Raw genomic sequence first — 21,958 nt, 5'->3', positions numbered from 1 at the left:
AAAAGAGCTGATTTAACTATCAGCTCTTTTTTCTTTTATACTGTTTGTATGATTTATTGCTTCTCCTTGTTTTAACTCAAATTTTCTTTCTAGAAATTCTTTCTCTTTTGGAAAAATTCCTTGAGCCATTAAAGCAATTCCAAAAACCATTAATACTACACTAATAACTCTTTTAAGTTTGTGAATTCTAAAAGGTGTCAATTTATTTTTCAATTGTTTTGCCAGTGTAATTTTAATAGCATCTGTCAATAAGTAAGTTACAATAATTGTAGCAAAAAAGATGATGATTCTATTTGGCATCATATCTAGCTTTGGTCCAAATACTATAATGATTCCTAACCAAAAACCTAAAACACCAATATTTATAAAATTCAGTAAAAATCCTTTGAAAAAAAGTCCAAAGTAGTTGTTTCTGCTTACTTCCTTTACATCTACTTCTTCATCAATTTTTTTATTGTAATCTCTCTTTTCTTTGATGTAAGTAAAACCACCATAAACGATCATAATAATTCCTCCGAAAATAAATAAACCGGGTTCATCTTTGAGTCTTTCTAGTAATTTTGAAGTACTGAAATAAGCAATAAGAATAAAGAAAATATCACCTAATACAACGCCAATATCAAAAATCATTGCCGCTCTAAAACCTTTGACTACGCTGGTTTCTATAAGCACAAAAAATACAGGACCAATGGTAAATGCTAAAAGAACTCCCAAAGGTATCGCTGCAAAAACATCCTGAATCATTATATCATTGATTTTTCTTCTGAGTGAAGATTATCTTACCCTATTTAACTTCAAAATTAATTATAATACAACAAAAAAGCACCATAAATCTTGAGATTATGGTGCTTTTGCTATTCTTTAATAATGAATTTTTAATCCATTTCTTTTATTTTTCCTCCTAGAAAGGTTTGTTGATCTATCACTTTTGGACTTCCATAAATTTGAACATTTCCACCAGCTCTTACTTTTGCATCAACATATTTAGTGGCATAAACATCTGCATTTCCACCCGCATTAACGCTTACTGTGGTTTGCTCGCTTTCCATTTCTTTTCCTTCATATTCTCCACCTGTATTAATGCTTATATCTTGATTTGTTGCAGAACCAATTGGAGTAATAATTCCTCCAGTAACCGCTTTAACTTCTAGTTTTTCTACTTTCAAATACATACTTATTTCGCCACCTTCCTGAGCTTTTAAAGTAATTTCGGTTTGCTTGTAAGGATCTATATTTTCAATATATGCTTGCTCATTTGCATCAATCACGTACAATCTATCTTTGTGATACACTTCTACAAACGTGTCATAACCATCAAAAGCTTCTGTGATATCCATTCGAATTTTAAGAATTCCGTCTTTGTTAACCAATTCTACATCATTCTTATTTTTTCCTTTGATAATGGCTCTATTTTCGTTTGATTGAATTAGTTTAACCGAAATTCCATCATAGGCCTTAACTTCGTCAAAAGCTCCAAGTGTTTTTGTTATATCATTTTGAGCAAATGCTGAAAAACCAATAAAAAATAATCCAATTGCAATTAATTTTCTCATAACTAAGTTTGTTTAATACCTCAAAGATGTGAAATACGAGAATTTGTTACAGTTAAGTATCACTTAAATCTGCGTTAAAACTTTTAAGCTATTGACTTTTAAATACCTACTTGTTCTCTACTTCCTAGCAAATCAAAATCTAAATGGCGTTTCATAAGATCTGTTGATTTTACTTTTACCACTACTTCATCACCAAGTTGATAAACGTTTTTAGTTACTTCACCAACAATAGCATATTGCTTTTCATCAAATGTGTAATAATCATCTTTGATATCTCTAATTCTGATCATTCCTTCACATTTATTTTCTATAATTTCTACATACACGCCCCATTCTGTAACGCCAGAAATAACACCCAAGAACGGTTGATCTTTATGATCTTCCATAAACTTGATTTGCATGTATTTGATAGAATCACGCTCTGCATTGGCTGCTAAACTTTCCATATCTGACGAATGATGGCATTTTTCTTCGTATTCTTCCACTTTTACAGAAGCACCTCCGTCTAAATAAAATTGCAACAAACGATGCGCCATCACATCGGGATATCTACGAATTGGCGAAGTAAAATGTGAATAATAATCAAACGCTAAACCGTAATGACCAATGTTGTCTGTAGTATATTTTGCTTTGCTCATAGAGCGAATCGCAAGTGTATCTACCAAGTTTTGTTCTTTCTTACCTTGAACTTCAGACAATAAATTGTTTAAAGAGCTTGTAATGGTTTTTCGGTTCTTCATATTAAGTCCATATCCAAAACGAGAAATTACGCCTTGTAACTGCATTAATTTCTCTTCATCGGGCTCATCATGCACTCGATAGATAAATGTTTTTTCTTGTTTACCTATAAACTCAGCAACTTTTCTATTAGCTAACAGCATGAATTCTTCAATCAATTTATTAGCATCTTTCGCTTCTTTAAAGTAAACTCCAACGGGTTCACTTTCTTCATTTAATTGGAATTTAACTTCCACTTTATCAAAAGAAATGGCTCCTGCACGCATTCTTCTAGAACGCATAATTTTTGCCAATTCGTCTAATTTTAAAATTGCGCTGACAATAGCATCATCCACTTCGTATGCTTCACCAGTAAGTGAAATTTCAGCAGGAATGGTGTTCGATTTTAATTCTATGATTTGCTGCGCTTCTTCATAGGCAAATCGTTTATCGGAATAGGTAACTGTTCTACCAAACCACTTATTCACAACTTCGGCTTTATCATTCAATTCAAAGACTGCAGAAAAGGTATATTTCTCTTCGTTTGGTCTTAATGAACAGGCATTGTTTGAAAGAATTTCGGGTAACATTGGCACTACTCTATCTACCAAATACACAGAAGTTGCTCGGTTATAAGCTTCTTCATCTAACACAGTTCCGGGAACCACATAATGCGAAACATCGGCAATGTGAATACCTACTTCTACATTTCCGTTTTCTAATTCTTGAAATGATAATGCATCATCAAAATCTTTTGCATCTTTTGGATCTATGGTAAATGTTAACACATCACGCATATCTCTACGCTTTGCAATTTCTTCTGCTGTTATAGAAGTATCTAACTGATTTGCATAATGTTCTACTTCCAGCGGAAATTCATACGGTAACCCATATTCTGCTAAAATTGAATGTATTTCTGTATTGTGATCTCCCGGTTTTCCAAGTACTGTAGTAATATTTCCATATGGAGAATCTGCATTTTCCGGCCAATCATTAATTTCTACAATTACCTTGTCACCATCTTTTGCATCACCTAATTTATTTTTCGGAACAAAAATATCGGTATACATTTTCACATCGGTTGCCAATACAAACGCAAAGTTTGGATGCATTTGTACTATTCCAACAAACTGTGTTTTTTTCCTTTTAAGAACTTTTGTAATTTCTCCTTCAACCTTCGTTCTATTTTTCCTCATTGGAAAAACATAGACTTCTACTTCATCACCATGTAATGCCTTATTAAGCATATTACTTGGAATAAAAACATCTTTTTCTAATTCTTCAGAAATCACATATGCATGACCTTTGCTGGTCATGTCTACCGTTCCTGTAAAATAATTGAGTGAAGGAATAGCTTTGTATTTACCACGTTCTGGCTCCTCTATTCTTTTGCTTTCTTTGAGTTGTACTAGTTTCTTAATGAGTTGATTACGACCTGAAGGATCTGTAATTCCAAGCTTTGCAGCTATTTGTTTATAGTTAAAATTCTGACTAGGATTTTTTTCTAGAATGCTAAATATGCCTTTGGTTATTTCGTTCTTTTTTTGCTTTTGTGCTCTCTTCTTTTTTCTAGACATAAATTGTTTTTAAAGTACTTGAAAGGTACAAATTATTTGCGTTTTCCAAGACTAACCAAAAAAAGTTAAAATTTTATTAAAAAAAATGTAATATTTTCTAAATTACATCGTCTATTAAGGTATATGAAAAAAGTTTACATCATAATAATCTTCTTTATCCTGCTATTTGTTGGCGGCATGGCTTACTTTTTTGTAACCATAGACCAGTCATTAAAAGAGAGCGAAGAAACCGTTATCTCTATCAATCCAAAGCAAGGAATCCAAAAAGAATGCAATTCTTAAGCATTCTTTTTTTTTCAATACACACCTAATTAATTTTCTTTTCAAACATACGTATCAGTCAATTCAATCTTTTCAAATCAAAAATAAAAATTGAATACTAACATATCTTATAAACATATATAATATACTTCTTTTCTTTTTTTTAAAATTTAAAATTAAAATGGTTGTTATTATAGCCTGTGAATAGCGGTATATTTTTATTTAGTTTTTCTTGTTTTGATAGTTTGTCAAACTTTATTCGTAGAAATTAACATATAATTTACATTCTAAAATATTCATTTTGAGATGAAATATGATAGTTATTAACAGTTGTGAACAACGAGATTTTGATTGAAATTTTTAATATTTTTCTATGTTGATAGCTGTTAATAATCGTAAAATTTCTGTTTGATAACTTTCAATAAAATTTTGAATTATACTCTTGACTTTTTCAATTTAGTTTACATATTGAAAATATTCCGTTAACAACAAAATAAAGTTGCGCTATTTTAATTACCAGTTATCAACAATTATTGTAAAATTATAATTGATTGAAATTTAATTAATTGTAAAATTGAGCTCTTTCCATTGTTTATAACCTATGAATTTATTGGAAATCAATTATTTAATTTGTTTATATCGCTATAATTGTAGGTAAATACTTCTTTTATATTTAAAGATAGATGAGTTTGCTTCTTTGTATCTTTGTAAAAGCATCATTTTTTAAACAGAAATAAATATGAAAATAGCTATTGGCAACGATCACGCAGGACCGGCATACAAATTTGCCATTGTAGAGTATTTAAAATCAGAAGGTATCGAAGTTATTAACTACGGAACGGATACTCCTGATAGTGTAGACTACGCAGATTTTGGACATCCGGTTGCAACTGATGTTGAAAAAGGAAATGTAGATTTTGGTATTGTAATTTGTGGAAGTGGAAACGGAATTTCTATGACGGTTAACAAACATCAGGGCGTACGCGCTGCACTTTGTTGGACCAAAGAAATTGCAGAACTCGCACGTCAACATAACAATGCGAATATTTTAAGTATTCCGGCGCGTTACACCTCTATTGAGCAAGCTGTAGAAATGGTAAAAACGTTTTTGAAAACTGATTTTGAAGGCGGAAGACATGCCAATAGAATAGCTAAAATTCCTTGTATGTAAATGAGTTTTCAAAGAGAAGAAACATATTTGGTACAAAAAAATATAAAACCTACTGCAATGCGGCTACTCGTATTGCAGTATCTTTTATCTACTCAAGAAGCGGTTTCTTTGACAGATATTGAAACGGCTCTTTCCAATGCAGATAAATCCACAATTTTTAGAAGTTTAAAGACTTTTGAAGAAAATGGATTGGTACACACCATTCACGAAGGCTTTCAAACAAAATATGCTGTGTGTAACAGTACCTGTACTGCAGATCATCATAAAGATTTACATCCGCATTTTCATTGTACAGAATGTAATACTACAGTTTGTTTAAACGCCATCTCTTTACCACATTTAAAACTTCCAGACGCATTTAAAGTTTCTTCACAAGAATATCTTATCCACGGTATTTGCGATAAATGCAATTAGGTTGCACCCATTCTGTTCTATTTTTGTGGTATAAATTATAATGAAGTTATGTCACATCATCACCATCACCACCATCATGATCATGGAAATTTAAAAGGTAAAAACCTCCTTTTCTCTATTTTTTTAAATGTGTTGATAACGGCTTCGCAAGTGGTTGGAGGAATTATTTCTGGTAGCTTATCACTTATTTCTGATGCATTGCATAATCTTACCGATGTAATTTCATTAATTATTAGTTATGTTGCCAATCAACTTTCAAAAAAGAAAGCTTCTACAAACAGAACTTTTGGTTACAAGCGTGCCGAAATTTTAGCAGCTTTTGTGAATTCCTCCAGTTTAATTATTGTAGCGCTGTATTTGATTAAAGAAGCGGTGGAACGATTCTTAAATCCGGTTGCTATTCAATCTGGAATTGTAATTTGGTTGGCTATTTTAGGTATTGTAGCCAATGGGCTGAGTGTACTGTTGTTGAAAAAACATTCCGAAGGTAATATGAATATGAAATCAGCTTATATTCATTTATTAACCGATATGTTAGCCAGTATAGCTGTTCTTGTGGGTGGATTTTTAATGAAGTATTTTGAAATCTATTGGGTAGACAGCGTGCTTACAGCTGCTATTGCTGTGTATTTAATTTATATGGGCTATGACTTATTGAAAACTTCTACGAGGGCTTTAATGCTTTTTGTTCCTGAAAATATAGATTTAGAAAAAATTATTGAAGCTGTTCATGAAATAAAATATGTGAACAAACTACACCATATTCATGTGTGGAATTTAAATGATGATGAGGTACATTTGGAAGCTCATTTAGATTTTTCTGAAGATATTACCATTTCTCAGTTTGATGAAATTCAGCATGAAATAGAACATTTACTACATGATGAATTTGGAATCAACCACATCAATCTACAACCGGAATTTAAAAAGCAGGAAGCCTCTAAAGATTTTATTGTGCAAGATTAACTAGTTTTTTTTCTATGGTACTTTCCCTAAAGGAATTTACTAAGTTTGAAAAAATTTAATACCATGCATATTTACGTCAAAACATTTTCTGAATTAACTACTCAAGAATTGTACGAAATTCTTCAATTACGTAGCGAAGTCTTTGTGGTAGAACAAGATTGTGTATATCAAGATATTGATGGAAAAGATGAAAAATCTTGGCATATTATTGGCGAAAAAGGTGGAAAAATTATTGCTTATACACGTGTGTTTAAAGCAGGTGATTATTTTGAAAATGCAAGCATCGGTCGGGTTGTTGTAAAGGAAACTGAGCGTGCTTTTGGTTACGGTCATGATATTTTAAAAGCTTCGATAGATTTTATTACTACTACATTTCAAGAACATGTCATAAAAATATCGGCTCAATTATACCTTAAAAAATTCTACGAGCAACACGGTTTTCAGCAAGTTGGCGAAGGTTATTTAGAAGATGGTATTCCGCATATAGGAATGATTCGTAAAAAATAAATTTCTAATACTGTAACAAACTGTAATTTTCTTAATCTATAAAAAGTAAGAAAATTATAGTAATATGAAGTATATCTTCTTCTTGTTTGCTTTCTGTATTTCGTTGAGCAGTATAGCGCAAACAGCCGTTGTAAAAGGAAAAGTTTTAGACAAAGCTACCTCTCAACCTATTCCTTATGCAGAGATAACATTAAAATCTGTAGCTGTTCAAGACAGTGTTTTATTAGGTGGAATTAGTAACGAATCTGGTGTATTTCAGCTAGAAAAAGTTCCGTTTGGTTCTTATACAGTACAAGCCACATTTATGGGATTTTCAAAAGTTGAGATTCCTGTTACAGTTGATAAATATGTAGTGACTGTTGCTGATATTTTATTAAAAGAAAATGTTGAAAATCTGGATGAAGTTGTTGTAAAATCTAATAAACCGGCTATTCAGTACAAAGTAGACCGACAGGTAATTAATGCAGAAAGTTTTCCAACAGCTTCCGTTGCTGTAGATCTTTTACAAAATGTACCTTCTTTACAAGTAGATATAAATGGCAATATTACGTATCGTGGTGATGGTACTTTTGTGGTGTACATTAATGGTCACAGAGATCCTAATGGAACTGAAAAGTTACGCCAAATTCCCGCTGATCAAATAGAGCGTATTGAAATTATAACCAATCCTTCTTCAAAATACAGATCAGAAGGTAGTGCTGGTATCATTCAGGTTATATTAAAGAAAACACGTTTAGAAGGCTATGCCATTAATACCGAAATAACCACCAATACTTTTGGTACCTTGAATGGTTATGCTTCTATTGATAAAAAAACAGCTCGTAGTGGTTGGTATATGAATGTTCAGGAAGGAGATCAGGTTTTCAATAAAAGCGAATACAATTTGCAACAACGCGTTCTAAACAATGATGTTTTGTACACAACTTCCTTGTACAGAGATCAAAAATATGGTCAAAAAGTATCTTATATTCAGGCAGGTTTTAATTATGATATTACGCCAAGCGATTATATAGATTTTTCGGCCAATATAAATTATGTGAATAACCGTGGTTACAGAGATTTTACCGGAAATGTTACCAATGAAGCCTATGATGCAGAAGGAAATATTTTAGATCAATCTTATTATAACCTTCAAACTACCTACCGAAATAACTATGGATATTACGGTGGTACTTTTGGGTACAATCACTTTTTTAATGAAAGTAAATCTCATAAGTTAGTGTTGAATGTAGACGTTTCAAACTATACAAGTCCTTACAAAGAGTCTACCATCGATTCTAAAATTTATGAAGATAGGGTTGAAAAAATTGGCTATCTCAATTATGAAAAAAATGAATTATTAGTAAATGGAACTTTAGATTATACCGTTCCTTTTAGTGAAGAAACATCTTTAGACGTTGGAGTTGCTGTAGAAATTGATAACATTCCAGAAGTTGGTAACGATAATGGTAATTTTGATGAAAACAACAATTTAATACCTTTCTCTGACGAACGAACCAATCAGATTATAGATTTTAAACGAAATATATATGCTACTTATTTCAATTTTAAGAGTAAGTTTAAAAAGTTAGAATATCAGTTTGGTCTGCGGTTAGAAAATACCGATACCAAGTCTAATTACAGTTATGTAGCTGTAGACCAACAACAAGTTTATATTCCAGCTTCCGATAATTTTACCAAGCTCTTTCCTACTGCTTATTTGTTGTATAATTTTTCAGATGATATACAATTGGTAGCCAATTATACACGCCGTATTAACAGACCAGGATATTACCAACTTATTCCAGTGTTACAGTACACAGATGTTACCAGTTATTACTTAGGAAACGCAAACATAAAACCAGCTTATGTAGACTCGTATGAACTAGGCTATAAACAAAACTGGACTAATAAAGATTATGCAAGTTTTCAATTCTACCACAGAAAAACTACGAATGTAATGCAAGATTATACCGTAACAGGAGCAGATGAAATTTTAATTTCAATGCCTACCAATGTTGGGATTTCCCAGAATACTGGAGTTGAGTTGATGGGAAATATAGCTTTTAAAAAATGGTGGACAAGCAATTTGAGTATTTCACTGTATGATTATCATCTGGAAGTTGATTTTGATGAAACAGCTTATACCAGAAATCAATTTAATTATGGTGCCAAATGGAACAATACTTTTGAAGTTTCAGATGATTTTTCCATACAATACTATATGTCATATTCAGGCCCATTTCAGGGAGCACAGGAAAAGCGAGACGGGTTTTTCTATGCATCATTAGGAGTAAAGAAAACGTTTTTTGATGATCGTTGGAAAGTAAACCTTACCGGCAGTAATATTTTTGACACACAACAGTATGATGTGGTAACCCAAGGAACAGATTTTAGCAGAATTAGCAACTACCGAAACATACCTTACCTTACTCTTAAGATTGGATACACATTTGATAATCAAGAATAAAAAAAAGAGCGTGATTATAAATCACGCTCTTTTCAAACCCTTAACAGATTAGATTAAATTTTAGAATATCTTTAAGCCCCCCAACCTAAAAACGGTAATAATCTAATCATGTAACAAAAATATTTGAATAATTTTTAATAGAAAATACTCAAATTGAGTATTTTTTAAATTAAAAAGTTCTCTTTGCAGTATTGGATGATTTCTCCTGTAGATTTAAATTTCATTTTTTTTAGTATTTTTCTACGGTGACTGTCTACGGTATGTGAACTTATACACAACTTCTCCCCTATTTCCTTACTAGTTTTGCGCAAAGCAATTAATCGTAAAACATCTATTTCTCTGTTAGTTAGTTTAGTTCTTAACGATTCATGGGAAAAGTTTTTATGAAATAAAGTCTCATATTCACCGGCATCATTTAACATCCTAATATTACCAATAATGGGATATTCAAAATCTCTTCCTATTACTGTGCAATGTGCAAAACCTATGACTGGTACATTATTTTCGTCAAAATAAATTGGTGAAATATATTCTATAATATTTATGTACTCTCCATTTTTCTTTTGAAGTCTATAATTATATGATGCTGATATTTTATCTTTTTTATCATTAGGAACTTTATGAATCATAATATCCATTAGTTCTTTTATACAGGTCATCCATTCAGTGATATCGTTTGGGTGAAATTTTGAGATTATAAATTCCACACCGCCATTTCGTTTTACTTCATCAACTGTATAACCTGCAACATATTCAAAATTTTTACTTAAAAATTCATGGCAGTTTTTTGTTACATTAAGCAACATGGTATAGGATTCCATTGGAGGAATGATCTTATCCATTTCGGTAAGTTTTTCTATATGTTGTTGTACTACCGAACCATCGTATTTGGTGTATTTACTGAAAATTTCTTTGTAAACTTTAAATTGTTCATCAAAATTCATGACTAGAGGGGTTTTTGCATGATATAATCTTCCATTAAAAAATCATTACCTATGGCAATGTCTTCTGTTTCAGTAATTTCAAAATTCTTTTTTTTATAAAATTCAATAGCACTTGTATTATATCTATTCACATTGAGTTCTAAGATTTTACTACCACGGGTTTTAGCTATTTCGGCAGCTTGTTCTATTAGATATTTACCCAATCCTGTTCCTTGAAATTCCGTTAGAAGATAAAGTTTGTGTAATTTAGTTTTATAAGGGTTTTGTTTATAATTGTGTTCTATAGACATGAAACCGGCTGGGTCTGTATTACTCTTTAATATGTAAAAAATACAACCGTTTTCATATTGTTTTTGTAAAGACTTTGTACTGTACATCATCTCCATCATATAATCTATTTGATCGTCTGATAAAATGGGTTTAAAAGTCTGTGGCCAAACCTTTAAAGCGAGTTCGCGAACCTGATAAAGCGCTGGTTGCTTTACCTCTTCCAGTAAATTTTTCATATAGTTACTTATTGAAGGATTCCTTTGTATTTAGAAGTATCTGTTAACAATTTAGTAGCCATGATAAGTGCTTCATCATGAGTTAAATTGTAGGTGTACAATCCTTCCCTATAGAAATAATGTTTTATAATCTCTTTTTCGATTACTTCCTTTATTTCCGGTTTATAAGTATCTAGTGAGGTAACTTTACTTTCATCAATTGTATTTAGAAGATTTTGATAGGATGATTTTACTTCGTTTCCTAGATCGTCTAATTTATCTTTGGTAAGTAATTGTTTTAGTTCTCTTTCAGTCTCAGTTTCATATGTAAAATTGCTTTCTGAAACATATTTTTTGAACTTATTATAATCTCCATCAGAATAATCAAAATCTGCTGCAGAAGCCAATTCGTGTGAATAATAATAGTTATTCACATAATCAAAGATGATATAATCATCTATCAAAGCATTGGTAAATGTACTTTTCTTTGCAGAAGTAATTTCAACATCCGGCATAATACCGCCACCGTCATAAACCGTTCTACCATTTCTAGTTTGAAAGGCATTAAAATCTTTTTCAGAAGTTCTTACGGCATTTCCGCTGGCATCTCTATGCCAATAATCTAAAGCTTGAATACAACGACCAGAAGGCGTGTAATAGCGAGATATGGTAACTTTTAACTGTGTTCCATACGATAATTTTAATGGACGCTGAACCAAACCTTTTCCAAAACTTCTTCCACCAACTACTACTGCTCTATCTAAATCTTGTAAAGCTCCTGAAACAATTTCACTAGCTGAAGCACTACGGCCATTAACCAAAATTACTAATGGAATTTTAGTATCTAATGGTTGATTTCTGGTTTTATAGGTTTGATTGAATTTTTTAACCTTTGATTTTGTAGTCACTATCACTTCGCCTTTATCTACAAACAGGTTACAGATATTTATGGCCTCTCTTAAGAGTCCACCCGGATTATTTCTAAGGTCTAAAACCAATTTTTCTACTCCTTGACTTTTAAGATCTTCTAGAGCTTCTTTGGTTTGTTTGGCAGCTTTTTCATTGAATCTTTCTAAAACAATATAACCCGTTTTATCATTGATTTTTCCGTAATACGGTACTGCATCAATTTCAATTCCTTCACGTTCCAGTGTTGTTGAAAACGTTTTTCCTTGGCGTTTATAGGTAATTTGAATAGATGAATTTTGAGCTCCTTTTAGAAGATCACTCGCATTGTCTTCAAAATTTTTGATTTCAATATCATCAATTTTTACAATTTCATCGCCTGGTTTCAAATCAGCTTTATCAGCAGGATAACCTTTGTAGGGTTCAACAATGATGAGCTTGTTTTCGGCACTTTTTACCATAGCACCAATACCGCTGTATTCACCGCTTTGGTTAATTCTATAGTTTTCTACGTCCTGTTCGTTGAGATAATTTGTGTAAGGGTCTAGATCGCTAAGCATACTTTTTATGGCAGTATCCATAAGCTCACCAGGATTGGTATCATCCACATAATTCATGTTCAATTCTTTGAACAAAGTGGTGAAAATTTCTATCTGTTTAGAAATTTCAAAGAAATCGTTTTTAAAAGAGGTTCCAACGAAAAAAAGAACAATAGCCGCACAGCAGATAAAAATCTTCTTCTTCATGATAAATAAACGCGTTTTTAGTATGAGGGTCTGGCTAAATTACAAAATGTTTGTACATCTTAGCCAAATTAGCTAACGATTCTTTAGCTCGTTTTGTATAAATTTTTCAACTAATTGTTGCATTTTCTGCTTAATGAAATCATAATTTGGCATTTCTTTACCGGTGTATAAAATCATAAAAGCATAATTATCAGTAGTTTGATTTAGAATATTGTTTTTTTCGTGTCGGTATGTTTCTCGCAAAAATCTTTTTATTTTATTTCTGTCTACCGCATGTTTAAAATAGCGCTTGGAAACTGAAACGCCTGTTTGAAAAGTTACTTCTTTAGGAAGCGATGATTGTATAAAAACTAATTTTAATGGATATTTTGAAACAGCATTTCCTTCCCTAAACATTTCTTGAATGAGGGTTTTACTTTTTAATTTTTCATCTTTTGGAAATCTGAAATCCATTTTTGTTTTAGATAAGTGCGGTAAAATTACTGCTTCTTTATCAATAAAGAAAAAGCCACTCCAAATTTTGGAATGGCTTTCTTAAAATTGTTGTTGTATAGCTTAGGTTACTCTGCGCTATAAATATTATTTTCTCTATCTACATCTGCCATTAAATTTGATGGATCAATTACAATGGTTTTGATTTCAGATTTAGGTTTAGAAATAGATAAATCATACGTTGGGTAAGCCCAAGGCCAATCGGCCATTGTAGTTGCTTTTAAAGCAGGATAAGGATTATCTTTTCCGCCATAAGCCATTCTTAATGGAATATAGAAATATTCTACAGAACCGTCTGTATATTCTACAATAACATCTAGTGGCATTGGCATTAAACCTATTCTTTCTAGTGTAATTGTAGTGTTGTTTTCAGTTTCGTTTACTTCTTTGATTCCATAATCAATTTGATTTGTAGTTTCTATCCAATCGGTTAAATACCAATGCAATTGCATTCCAGATACTTTTTCTGCAGTTCTAATGAAATCATTAGGTGTTGGATGTTTGAATTTGAAGTCTTCATAATATTTATGAAGTGTTTCCATCAATTTATCTTGACCAATGATGTAACCTAATTGTGCTAGAAAAACTTCTCCTTTACTATAGGCATTTATAGAGTATGCAAAGTTGTATGCATAACGATCTCCATGCGTAGTTTCTGGTTGTTCTTTACCAGATTTTGCTAAATACAAATAGTTACCGTAAGCACTTTCAAACGGATTTGGATTTTCTAGATTCTTGATTTTTGCACTTGATAAGGTTGAAATAAACGAAGTAAAACCTTCATCCATCCAAGGATGTTCAGATTCATTGGTACCTAACAAATGTTGAAACCAAGCGTGTGCCATTTCATGCGCCGTAGTACCAAACAAACCACCGTAGTTTTCACCACCGGTAATTAATGTACACATAGCGTACTCCATTCCACCGTCGCCACCTTGAATTACAGAATATTGTTTCCATGGATATGGACCTACGTTTGTATTGTAGAAATCTAATAATTCTGCAGTTTTAGGTTGTAATTTTGTCCAGGCATCTTTAAATTTTTCATCATCTTTATAAAGGAAATGAAGTGTTACACCGCTTTCGGTTTCCAGTTTATCATGAATATATTCAGGATCTGCAGCCCACGTGAAATCGTGTACCATTGGCGCTTTAAAATGCCAAGTAGCGGTTTTTCCTCTACGTTTTACTTTGGTTCCTTCATCTTCGTATCCATATCCTATTTCATTCGGATTTTGTAAATACCCGGTTCCACCTAGAATGTAATCTTTATCAATAGTAATTTTTACATCAAAATCTCCCCAAACACCGTGAAATTCTCTTGCGATGTACGGATCAGCATGCCAACCTTCAAAATCGTATTCTGCCAATTTTGGATACCATTGCGTCATAGAAAGAGCAACTCCATCTTTGTTATTTCTACCCGAACGACGAATTTGTACAGGAACTTGTCCATCAAATTCCATTTCAAAAGTGGTTTTTTCGCCAGGTTGAATTGGTTTTGCAAGTGCTACTTCTAAAATAGTTCCAATAGTTTTGTAGGTAACTGCTACTCCATCTTGTTTTAGAGATTTTACTTTGAGGTATCCTATTTCTTCTGGAGAAAGTTTAGCAATTCTACTTTCGTATACAGGGTTTTCTTTTGTTCCCAGATTGTTCACCATTCTTTTATCTGGGTCTGCAATGTTTTGCAATCTTATATCCATTTCACTTCCCGGTTGAAAAGCATTGAAATATAGATGGTAAAATACTTTGTCTAGAACATCAGGAGAATTGTTGGTATAGACAAGTTTTTGAGTTCCTTCATATTGAAAATCTTCTACATCCATATTGATGTCCATGGTGTAGTCTACATGTTGTTGCCAGTATGGAGTATTGTTTTGAGCAAATAAACTGCCGGTTAACAAAACTGCCAAGCAACTAAGGCGTACGCATAGTTTTTTCATACAATTGACTTAAATAGTGTTTTCAGTAAAAATAAAAAAACCGCTTTTAAATTCATAAAAGCGGCTTTCTGATTAATTTTTAAATTATAATTTCACTTTTCCTGCATCTACTTGTGCTGCAAGAATAAGAGCGTTGTAAGCATTTACCATTTTACCACTTTGAGAAAGATCGGCAAAATCTACTACGTTACTTGGATCACCACCAATGTTTACTTTCATATTAGGTGCCAAACCAGATTGCATAATGATTTGTTTTACTTGTGAAGCTTTCAATTTTGGAAAGTAAGAACGAATTAATGCTGCAACACCAGCTGCTGCCGGAGAAGCCATAGAAGTTCCTTGTAAAAACTCATATTTGCTATTTGGAACTGTTGAGTAAATTTTTACTCCAGGAGAGAAAACATCAACATTATATTTTCCGTAGTTAGAGAATGTTGCTACCAAATTAGCATCGTACTCATAGTTTAAAGCACCAATAGTTAAGAAAGTATCAGACATTTCTGGATCTGTACCTACTGCATCGTTTGGATAAACATCAACTTCATCTATATTGTGTGTATCGTTACCTGCTGCATTTACAATTAAAACATCGTTGTCTGCTGCATATTTAATTGCATCGTAAACCCACTGTGCATGTGGAGAATATGCTTTACCAAAACTGGTATTAATTACTTTTGCGCCATTGTCTACTGCATAACGAATACCTAAAGCAATATCTTTATCATATTCGTCTCCGTTTGGAACGGCTCTTACGGCTAAAATTTCTACGCTATTTGCAACACCGTCCATACCTATTCCGTTATTTCTTTGTGCCGCAATGATACCTGCAACGTGTGTACCGTGTTTTGCTTCTTCTTTGTCTGGTCCAATTACGTTGTTGTTTCCGTATTTGTTATCCGTAAAATCATCTGGATTATCTCCTAAAATACTTCTTGCTTCAAAACTTGTATTTAGGTTGTAATTAAGTTGATCTGAAAAATACTCGATTCCTTCTTTTAATTGTTCTTTTAACTCTTTTACTGTTGGCGCGTAGGCTAACATTTGAGATAAAATTCCAACGCTTTGTTGTAATTCAGGTGTAGTAGCTTCAATACCCGCAAGGTCTTCTTTTGTATAGTCTGAAGTTCCTAATTTTTCAGTAACAATACCATCTGCATTTTTCACAGCTTGTAGTAACTGCTCGTAACGCATTTTGTTTTGTGTAGCTTCTTGCAAGTCTTGATCAAACTTAGCTTTGGCTTCTTTGTACATTTCAGAACCGTCATCACCTTTTTTTACAATACGCGTCATTTCAAGGTTTTCATTGGTAATGTCACCTAAGAAATTCCAACCGTGAATATCATCTACATAACCGTTCTTGTCATCGTCAATTCCGTTTCCTGCAATCTCATCTTCGTTGGTCCAAATTACATTTTTAAGATCTTCGTGCTCAATATCTACACCAGAATCTACTACCCCAACAATAATCTTCTTAGGAGTAAGATCTTTTAATAATTCGGTATATGCTTTGTTTACGCTCATTCCCGGAATAGTATCGGAAAGTAAGTCTAAATGCATCCAATTTTCTAATTGGTTTTCTGTTAATTCTGCTTTTTTAGCAGTTACAGAATTTATGTTTTCAACGGGAGTGGCAACAATTTTAGGAGAACCACAACTTGCCATGATCATAGCAGCTGTAGCGGTAACAAGTACGGGTTTTATAAATTTCATTTTTTATAGTTTAATTAAAAATTTCGTCAAAAGTATGAATATCTTTTAGTCGAACACCTTTTTCGGTGTTTTTTAAAGTACAGATTTGGTTGTGAGCGTCGTGTTCTAGCAAAATGTAGAAATTATTTTCTGCAGCATTTGTTAAGAACTTTTCTTTCTCACTCATAGTTAATAAAGGTCTTGTATCATATCCCATCACATACGGAAGTGGAATGTGCCCAACAGTTGGCAACAAATCTGCTGCGAAAACAAGTTTTTTGCCTTTATAATTGAAAAACGGAATCATTTGTTTGTCTGTATGACCATCTACATAAAGAATATCAAAACCAAGCGGTCCATTTTCTAAAAAGTCTCCAGCGCTGGGAACATCTACAAAGTTTAGCTGACCGCTAGACTCCATAGGTAGAATATTTTCCTTTAAGAAAGATGCTTTTTCCCTAGGATTTGGTTTGGTAGCCCATTCCCAATGATCTTTATTGGTCCAAAATTTAGCATTTTTAAAGGCAGGTTCATATCCTGTTTTGTCTTTGTTCCATTGGATGGAACCTCCACAGTGGTCAAAATGCAAATGTGTCATAAAAACATCGGTTATATCATCTCTATGAAAACCGTGTTTTTTAAGGGAATCATCAATATTATCATTTCCCCATAAATAATAGTATCCAAAAAACTTATCGTTTTGCTTATTGCCCATTCCGGTATCAATGAGCGTTAAACGGTTTCCGTCTTCTACAAGTAGGCATCTTGCTGCAATGTCTATCATGTTATTTTCATCTGCCGGATTTGTTTTATTCCAGATAGATTTTGGTACTACACCAAACATAGCGCCTCCATCTAACTTAAAGTTTCCGGATTCTATGGTATATAATTTCATAATAGTGGTTATTTTTTTCAGCCTGAAGAAGAAATCTTTTGGTTATCAGTTCATAAGATTTCAAAAAAGCGAGTCGCAAAGTATGAAATTGTTAACCGATATCCACTGATTTTTAGATTTTATTAAGATTATCACAGTCTAACTTTTTTCAATCTTCAGGATGAATACGGAAATAAGTGCTAGAATTGATTTTTTGGTTACACTTTAGAAGGTTTTTTTCGTGAGAAATTTTGTAAAAATAGAATGTACTTGGGCTATTTTTCTATATTTCTGTTGTTTAGCAAGAATTAGAGTTGTATTATTATTGGGTATTTTTTAACAAAATAAAAATTGAAGAACCAGTATTTTGGTTCACTTAACTTTTACCGAAAAAAATGTTAGCATTAGCAGGAATCGTAATATTAGGAATTTTAGCGCAATGGATGGCATGGCGACTCAAATTGCCGGCAATTTTACCCTTAATTATTATTGGATTATGTGTAGGGCCCATTTCTACTTTTTTTACTGTGGATGGCGAAAAACTTATAGAACCCATGTGGAATGGAAACGATGGATTGTTTCCTGGAGAGCGTCTGTTCAATTTTGTTTCCTTGGCCATTAGTATTATCCTTTTTGAAGGAGGGTTAACCTTGAAAAGATCTGAAATTCTAAATGTTGGTCCGGTAATTATTAAGTTGATCACCGTAGGAAGTCTTATAACTTTCTTTGGCGCTGGTATTGCATCTCATTTTATATTTGGATTATCATGGCCAATATCCTTCTTATTTTCTTCATTAATTATTGTAACGGGACCAACGGTAATTAGCCCAATTCTTAGAAACATTCCTTTAAAGAAAGACGTTTCTACAGTTTTGAAATGGGAAGGTATTTTAATAGATCCTATCGGAGCTTTGGTAGCCGTTTTGGTATACGAATTTATTAGTGTAGAAGCTGGCGGAGAGTTTACGCAACAGGCATTGGCAGAGTTCGGAAAAATCATTGTTATAGGTGGTTCTTTTGGATTTTCAGGAGCCTATTTGTTGTATTTATTCATAAGAAAAAACTGGATACCACATTATTTGATGAATGTAGTTACTCTTTGTGCAGTTTTGGGAGTTTTCATTCTTTCAGATATGTTTGCCCATGAATCTGGTCTTTTAGGGGTTGTGGTTATGGGAATGGTTTTAGGAAACATCAATCTGCCAAATCTTAAAGACATTTTATATTTCAAAGAATCACTCAGTGTTTTATTAATATCTATTTTATTTATACTGCTCGCGGCCAATATTAATATGGAAGATTTGTATCTCATTTATACCTGGGATACTATGATTCTTTTCGCAGTAATTGTGTTTGCTATTCGTCCGCTTGGAGTATTTTTAAGTACATGGGGTTCCAATTTAAAATTCAATGAAAAATTATTTATTAGTTGGGTTGGTCCTCGTGGAATTGTAGCCGCCGGTATTGCCTCTTTATTTGGTTTAAAATTGATAATGCAGGGTGAAGAAGGTGCCGAATACATTACACCTTTGGTATTTATGATCGTACTAGGAACCGTACTTTTAAATGCCACCACAGCAAGATTATTTGCTAGAGTTTCGGGTGTTTTCTTAAAGCAATCCAATGGAATTGTAATGATTGGTGCATCACACGTTTGTAGGTTAATCGCTAAATATTTGAAGAAGAATGGTAGACATGTGGTATTGGTAGATAGTAATCCAGACAATGTAGATAAAGCAAGTCAAATGGGGATTGATGCTATGGAAATCAATGTATTTTCTGATGATCTTACCTTGAATATTGAATTTAGCGACATTGGTTATTTGTTAGCTTTAACTGCAAGTGATGAGGTGAACAAATACTCGCTTGGAAAGTTTCAAAAATATCTTGGTGAAAACGGAGCTTTTCGTTTGATTACTTCGGAAGAATTGGGGCAGGAAGATTTGCCACTAGACAACCTTTTCTCTAAGAAAGACGATTATTTAAATCTAAGTGAAGTTGCCAGAGATTATCCAAATATGAATGAATTGGAATTAGAATCTAAAGATCATTATTTAAAAGAAGTAGCTAGGTTGAATAAAGAGAAGAAAACAATTCCTTTGTTTATAAAAGATCAAGAAAGAACACTTCACATTATTTGTTCTCTGGATGCTAATTTTGAAATAGGTGAAGGATATCAGTTGGTATATTTAGGAAAACCAATGGAATTATTAAATCCGGAAAAATAAAAAACTACCTGAATTTTTTACATCAAAATTATTCCATAGGGCAAAAAAAGATACTTACTTTTTATTTGTAATCGTTTTAAATTCAGGTAGTAATGTATTTAAAGATACAAAAACTATCTCGTTAAAATAGAAAAGTCGCATAGAAAAATTTTCTAATGCGACTTTTAATTGTATAGATATGCTTGATGTTGTTTTTAAAAGAGTTCTTTCAAATATTTAGCATTCGATTTAGCAGAACTAATTACTTCAGCAGCATCTCCATTCAGCATCAATTTTCCCATACTTTCAGCAAAACCTTTCATTTGTTCAAAAGTTACTTTTGGCGGCATGGCCAACGCATTTGGATCTGTAAATATGTTGATGACCGCAGGACCTTCGTGTACAAAAGCTTCTTTTAATACAGAAGTAACTTGCTCTGGTTTATCGGCAGTATAACTTCTTATATTCATAGCTTCGGCAACTTTAGCAAAATCCGGATTTACCATATCGGTTTGCCAATCGGGTATTCCGGCAACTTCCATTTCTAGTTTTACCATTCCTAATGTTCTATTGTTAAAAATGATAATTTTTACGGGAATGTTATATTGGCTTATCGTCATAAGATCTCCCAGAAGCATCGTAATTCCTCCGTCACCGCAAAGTGCAATAGTTTGTCTTTCCGGTTGCGAAAGTCCAGCTCCGATAGCCATAGGCATTGCATTTGCCATAGAACCATGATTAAAGGAACCCGTAAGATATCTGTTCTTTTTACCTTTTAAATATCTAGCAGCCCAAACGGCAGACATTCCTGTATCTACGGTGAAAATAGCATCGTCATCTGCAAGATTGTCTATTACAGAAGCTACATATTCCGGATGAATTTGATCTTCTTTTCCTTTACCTTCTACATAACTTTGGTAATTGTCTTCTACCTCTTTATGTAGTTTTAGCATGTTGTCTAAATATTTAGTTTCAGTTTTTGTTTCAACTAACGGAAGTACACGTTTTAGAGTTTCTTTGATATCTCCACAATAACCATAGTCTACCTTTGCTCTTCGGCCAATACGCTCTGGTTTAATATCAATTTGAATGATGGTATTGTTCTCCGGAAGAAAATCAGAATATGGGAAATCAGTTCCTAGAAGAATCAATAAATCAGCTTCGTGCATAGCTTTAAACCCAGATTTATTTCCTAACAGACCATTTAATCCAACGGTATAAGGATTTTCATCTTTTTCAAAAAATATCTTTCCGCGAAAGCTGTAACCAATTGGAGCTTTAATAGTTTCTGCTAGATCTATCACCTCGCTATAGGCATCTTTTGCACCGTGGCCAACATATAGCATTACATTTTTGTTGCTATTGATTACGCTAGCAAATTCTTCTATATGTTGTTGTGGGGGAGTTATAACAGGTTTGGTAAAATAGTTTTTATCAGCCGAAACAACAGCCTCTGCATCTGCTGAAGCAACATCTCCAGGTAAACCTAAAACAGCAACACCTTTTTCGGTAATAGCATGCTGAATGGCACTTTGCAAACCTGTTAATGCTTGTTTTGGAGTGTTTGACATGAAACAATATTTGCTACAATCATCAAATAGTTTGGTGACATTGGTTTCTTGAAAATTTTCGGTTCCCATTTTATGAGTTGCTACGGTTGAAGCTATAGCAATAACCGGATTTCCAGATCGATTGGCATCATAGAGGCCGTTGATGAGGTGAACGTGACCCGGACCACTACTACCCATGCAACAACCAATTCCGTTTAACTCGGCATCCATAGAAGCTGCATAAGCTCCGGCTTCTTCATGACGAACATGAATCCACTGAATAGAACCTTCTCTACGGATGGCGTCATTTACAGGATTTAAACTATCACCGGTAACAGCGTACACTCTTTTAACACCGGCATCAACTAACATTTTTACTATTTTATCTGATACACTTTGTGACATAATGAACTAATTTTTAATTGTCTATAAAATTAAAAAACAATAGTCCAAAGTGCTGTTAACAGACTGGTAAGAGATAGATTTCTAATGCTAATGTTCTCT

Annotated in this window: 17 protein-coding genes; 6 read left to right on the top strand and 11 right to left on the bottom strand. The window is 32.9% G+C overall.

The annotated features are described in order from the left end of the window. Positions 1–12: 12 nt before the first annotated feature. The 3 genes from BM383_RS00460 to rnr all read right to left on the bottom strand — a co-directional run bounded on the left by BM383_RS00460 (position 13) and on the right by rnr (position 3,847). Positions 13–744, bottom strand: coding sequence for a LysE family translocator (locus BM383_RS00460; protein ID WP_093021422.1), 732 nt, complete (start codon positions 742–744; stop codon positions 13–15). Positions 745–875: 131 nt separating this feature from the next. After that, entirely contained in the window at positions 876–1,553 is a 678-nt protein-coding gene (locus BM383_RS00455; protein WP_093021419.1) for a head GIN domain-containing protein, read from the bottom strand. A 98-nt stretch (positions 1,554–1,651) separates the two neighbouring features. After that, on the bottom strand, positions 1,652–3,847 hold the full coding sequence (gene rnr, locus BM383_RS00450) for a ribonuclease R (protein ID WP_093021416.1): 2,196 nt from the start codon (positions 3,845–3,847) through the stop codon (positions 1,652–1,654). A 1,000-nt stretch (positions 3,848–4,847) separates the two neighbouring features. Here rnr and rpiB point away from each other — a divergent pair. From rpiB to BM383_RS00425, 5 genes are all read left to right on the top strand, one after another. Further along, on the top strand, positions 4,848–5,279 hold the full coding sequence (gene rpiB / locus BM383_RS00445; protein WP_093021413.1) for a ribose 5-phosphate isomerase B: 432 nt from the start codon (positions 4,848–4,850) through the stop codon (positions 5,277–5,279). Continuing rightward, complete coding sequence (locus BM383_RS00440; RefSeq protein WP_093021410.1) at positions 5,280–5,693, top strand: Fur family transcriptional regulator; 414 nt, start codon at positions 5,280–5,282, stop codon at positions 5,691–5,693. Between the two features lie 48 nt (positions 5,694–5,741). Beyond that, positions 5,742–6,659 carry a cation diffusion facilitator family transporter gene (locus BM383_RS00435; RefSeq protein WP_093021407.1) on the top strand — a complete coding sequence of 306 codons (918 nt, stop codon included), beginning with the start codon at positions 5,742–5,744 and terminating at the stop codon, positions 6,657–6,659. A gap of 63 nt (positions 6,660–6,722) precedes the next feature. Further along, positions 6,723–7,166: a GNAT family N-acetyltransferase gene (locus BM383_RS00430; RefSeq protein ID WP_093021404.1), complete on the top strand. Its 444-nt coding sequence runs from the start codon at positions 6,723–6,725 to the stop codon at positions 7,164–7,166. A gap of 64 nt (positions 7,167–7,230) precedes the next feature. Further along, the gene (locus BM383_RS00425; protein ID WP_093021401.1) at positions 7,231–9,615 is read left to right on the top strand and encodes a TonB-dependent receptor; all 2,385 of its coding nucleotides are present in this window, start codon (positions 7,231–7,233) and stop codon (positions 9,613–9,615) included. A 164-nt stretch (positions 9,616–9,779) separates the two neighbouring features. On the opposite strand, the gene BM383_RS00420 is transcribed toward BM383_RS00425, so the two are convergent. The 7 genes from BM383_RS00420 to BM383_RS00390 form a co-directional block, all read right to left on the bottom strand. Then, positions 9,780–10,559, bottom strand: coding sequence for a LuxR C-terminal-related transcriptional regulator (locus tag BM383_RS00420; protein WP_093021398.1), 780 nt, complete (start codon positions 10,557–10,559; stop codon positions 9,780–9,782). Positions 10,560–10,561: 2 nt separating this feature from the next. Beyond that, positions 10,562–11,065: a GNAT family N-acetyltransferase gene (locus BM383_RS00415; protein ID WP_093021395.1), complete on the bottom strand. Its 504-nt coding sequence runs from the start codon at positions 11,063–11,065 to the stop codon at positions 10,562–10,564. Positions 11,066–11,073: 8 nt separating this feature from the next. Next, the gene (locus tag BM383_RS00410) at positions 11,074–12,696 is read right to left on the bottom strand and encodes a S41 family peptidase (protein ID WP_093021392.1); all 1,623 of its coding nucleotides are present in this window, start codon (positions 12,694–12,696) and stop codon (positions 11,074–11,076) included. Between the two features lie 72 nt (positions 12,697–12,768). Beyond that, positions 12,769–13,149 (bottom strand): ribonuclease P protein component, encoded by a 381-nt coding sequence (gene rnpA, locus BM383_RS00405; protein ID WP_093021389.1) that lies wholly within the window; start codon positions 13,147–13,149, stop codon positions 12,769–12,771. A gap of 107 nt (positions 13,150–13,256) precedes the next feature. Then, the gene (locus BM383_RS00400) at positions 13,257–15,134 is read right to left on the bottom strand and encodes a M1 family metallopeptidase (protein WP_093021386.1); all 1,878 of its coding nucleotides are present in this window, start codon (positions 15,132–15,134) and stop codon (positions 13,257–13,259) included. 84 nt (positions 15,135–15,218) lie between these two features. Beyond that, complete coding sequence (locus tag BM383_RS00395) at positions 15,219–16,844, bottom strand: S8 family peptidase (RefSeq protein ID WP_093021383.1); 1,626 nt, start codon at positions 16,842–16,844, stop codon at positions 15,219–15,221. A 10-nt stretch (positions 16,845–16,854) separates the two neighbouring features. After that, complete coding sequence (locus BM383_RS00390; RefSeq protein ID WP_093021381.1) at positions 16,855–17,718, bottom strand: MBL fold metallo-hydrolase; 864 nt, start codon at positions 17,716–17,718, stop codon at positions 16,855–16,857. A gap of 374 nt (positions 17,719–18,092) precedes the next feature. On the opposite strand from BM383_RS00390, the gene BM383_RS00385 reads away from it, so the two are divergent. Beyond that, on the top strand, positions 18,093–19,925 hold the full coding sequence (locus tag BM383_RS00385) for a cation:proton antiporter (RefSeq protein WP_093021378.1): 1,833 nt from the start codon (positions 18,093–18,095) through the stop codon (positions 19,923–19,925). A gap of 194 nt (positions 19,926–20,119) precedes the next feature. Here BM383_RS00385 and BM383_RS00380 read toward each other — a convergent pair whose 3' ends face one another. Further along, complete coding sequence (locus tag BM383_RS00380) at positions 20,120–21,859, bottom strand: thiamine pyrophosphate-dependent enzyme (protein ID WP_093021375.1); 1,740 nt, start codon at positions 21,857–21,859, stop codon at positions 20,120–20,122. Between the last annotated feature and the right edge of the window lie 99 nt (positions 21,860–21,958).

Origin of the sequence: Pustulibacterium marinum, assembly GCF_900116665.1 — a bacterium.
Classification (GTDB): Bacteria; Bacteroidota; Bacteroidia; order Flavobacteriales; family Flavobacteriaceae; genus Pustulibacterium; species Pustulibacterium marinum.
Note: the sequence above shows the minus strand (reverse complement) of the source record. Positions and strands in the feature narration are given on the sequence as shown.

Bases quoted from the DNA above. Each gene is read 5' to 3' on its own strand.
- BM383_RS00460 (WP_093021422.1), bottom strand. From the start codon at position 744: ATGATTCAGGATGTTTTTGCAGCGATACCTTTGGGAGTTCTTTTAGCA.
- BM383_RS00415 (WP_093021395.1), bottom strand. From the start codon at position 11,065: ATGAAAAATTTACTGGAAGAGGTAAAGCAACCAGCGCTTTATCAGGTT.
- BM383_RS00435 (WP_093021407.1), top strand. From the start codon at position 5,742: ATGTCACATCATCACCATCACCACCATCATGATCATGGAAATTTAAAA.
- rnpA (WP_093021389.1), bottom strand. From the start codon at position 13,149: ATGGATTTCAGATTTCCAAAAGATGAAAAATTAAAAAGTAAAACCCTC.
- BM383_RS00430 (WP_093021404.1), top strand. From the start codon at position 6,723: ATGCATATTTACGTCAAAACATTTTCTGAATTAACTACTCAAGAATTG.
- BM383_RS00385 (WP_093021378.1), top strand. From the start codon at position 18,093: ATGTTAGCATTAGCAGGAATCGTAATATTAGGAATTTTAGCGCAATGG.
- BM383_RS00395 (WP_093021383.1), bottom strand. From the start codon at position 16,844: ATGAAATTTATAAAACCCGTACTTGTTACCGCTACAGCTGCTATGATC.
- rpiB (WP_093021413.1), top strand. From the start codon at position 4,848: ATGAAAATAGCTATTGGCAACGATCACGCAGGACCGGCATACAAATTT.
- BM383_RS00400 (WP_093021386.1), bottom strand. From the start codon at position 15,134: ATGAAAAAACTATGCGTACGCCTTAGTTGCTTGGCAGTTTTGTTAACC.
- BM383_RS00425 (WP_093021401.1), top strand. From the start codon at position 7,231: ATGAAGTATATCTTCTTCTTGTTTGCTTTCTGTATTTCGTTGAGCAGT.
- BM383_RS00380 (WP_093021375.1), bottom strand. From the start codon at position 21,859: ATGTCACAAAGTGTATCAGATAAAATAGTAAAAATGTTAGTTGATGCC.
- BM383_RS00410 (WP_093021392.1), bottom strand. From the start codon at position 12,696: ATGAAGAAGAAGATTTTTATCTGCTGTGCGGCTATTGTTCTTTTTTTC.
- BM383_RS00455 (WP_093021419.1), bottom strand. From the start codon at position 1,553: ATGAGAAAATTAATTGCAATTGGATTATTTTTTATTGGTTTTTCAGCA.
- BM383_RS00390 (WP_093021381.1), bottom strand. From the start codon at position 17,718: ATGAAATTATATACCATAGAATCCGGAAACTTTAAGTTAGATGGAGGC.
- rnr (WP_093021416.1), bottom strand. From the start codon at position 3,847: ATGTCTAGAAAAAAGAAGAGAGCACAAAAGCAAAAAAAGAACGAAATA.
- BM383_RS00420 (WP_093021398.1), bottom strand. From the start codon at position 10,559: ATGAATTTTGATGAACAATTTAAAGTTTACAAAGAAATTTTCAGTAAA.
- BM383_RS00440 (WP_093021410.1), top strand. From the start codon at position 5,280: ATGAGTTTTCAAAGAGAAGAAACATATTTGGTACAAAAAAATATAAAA.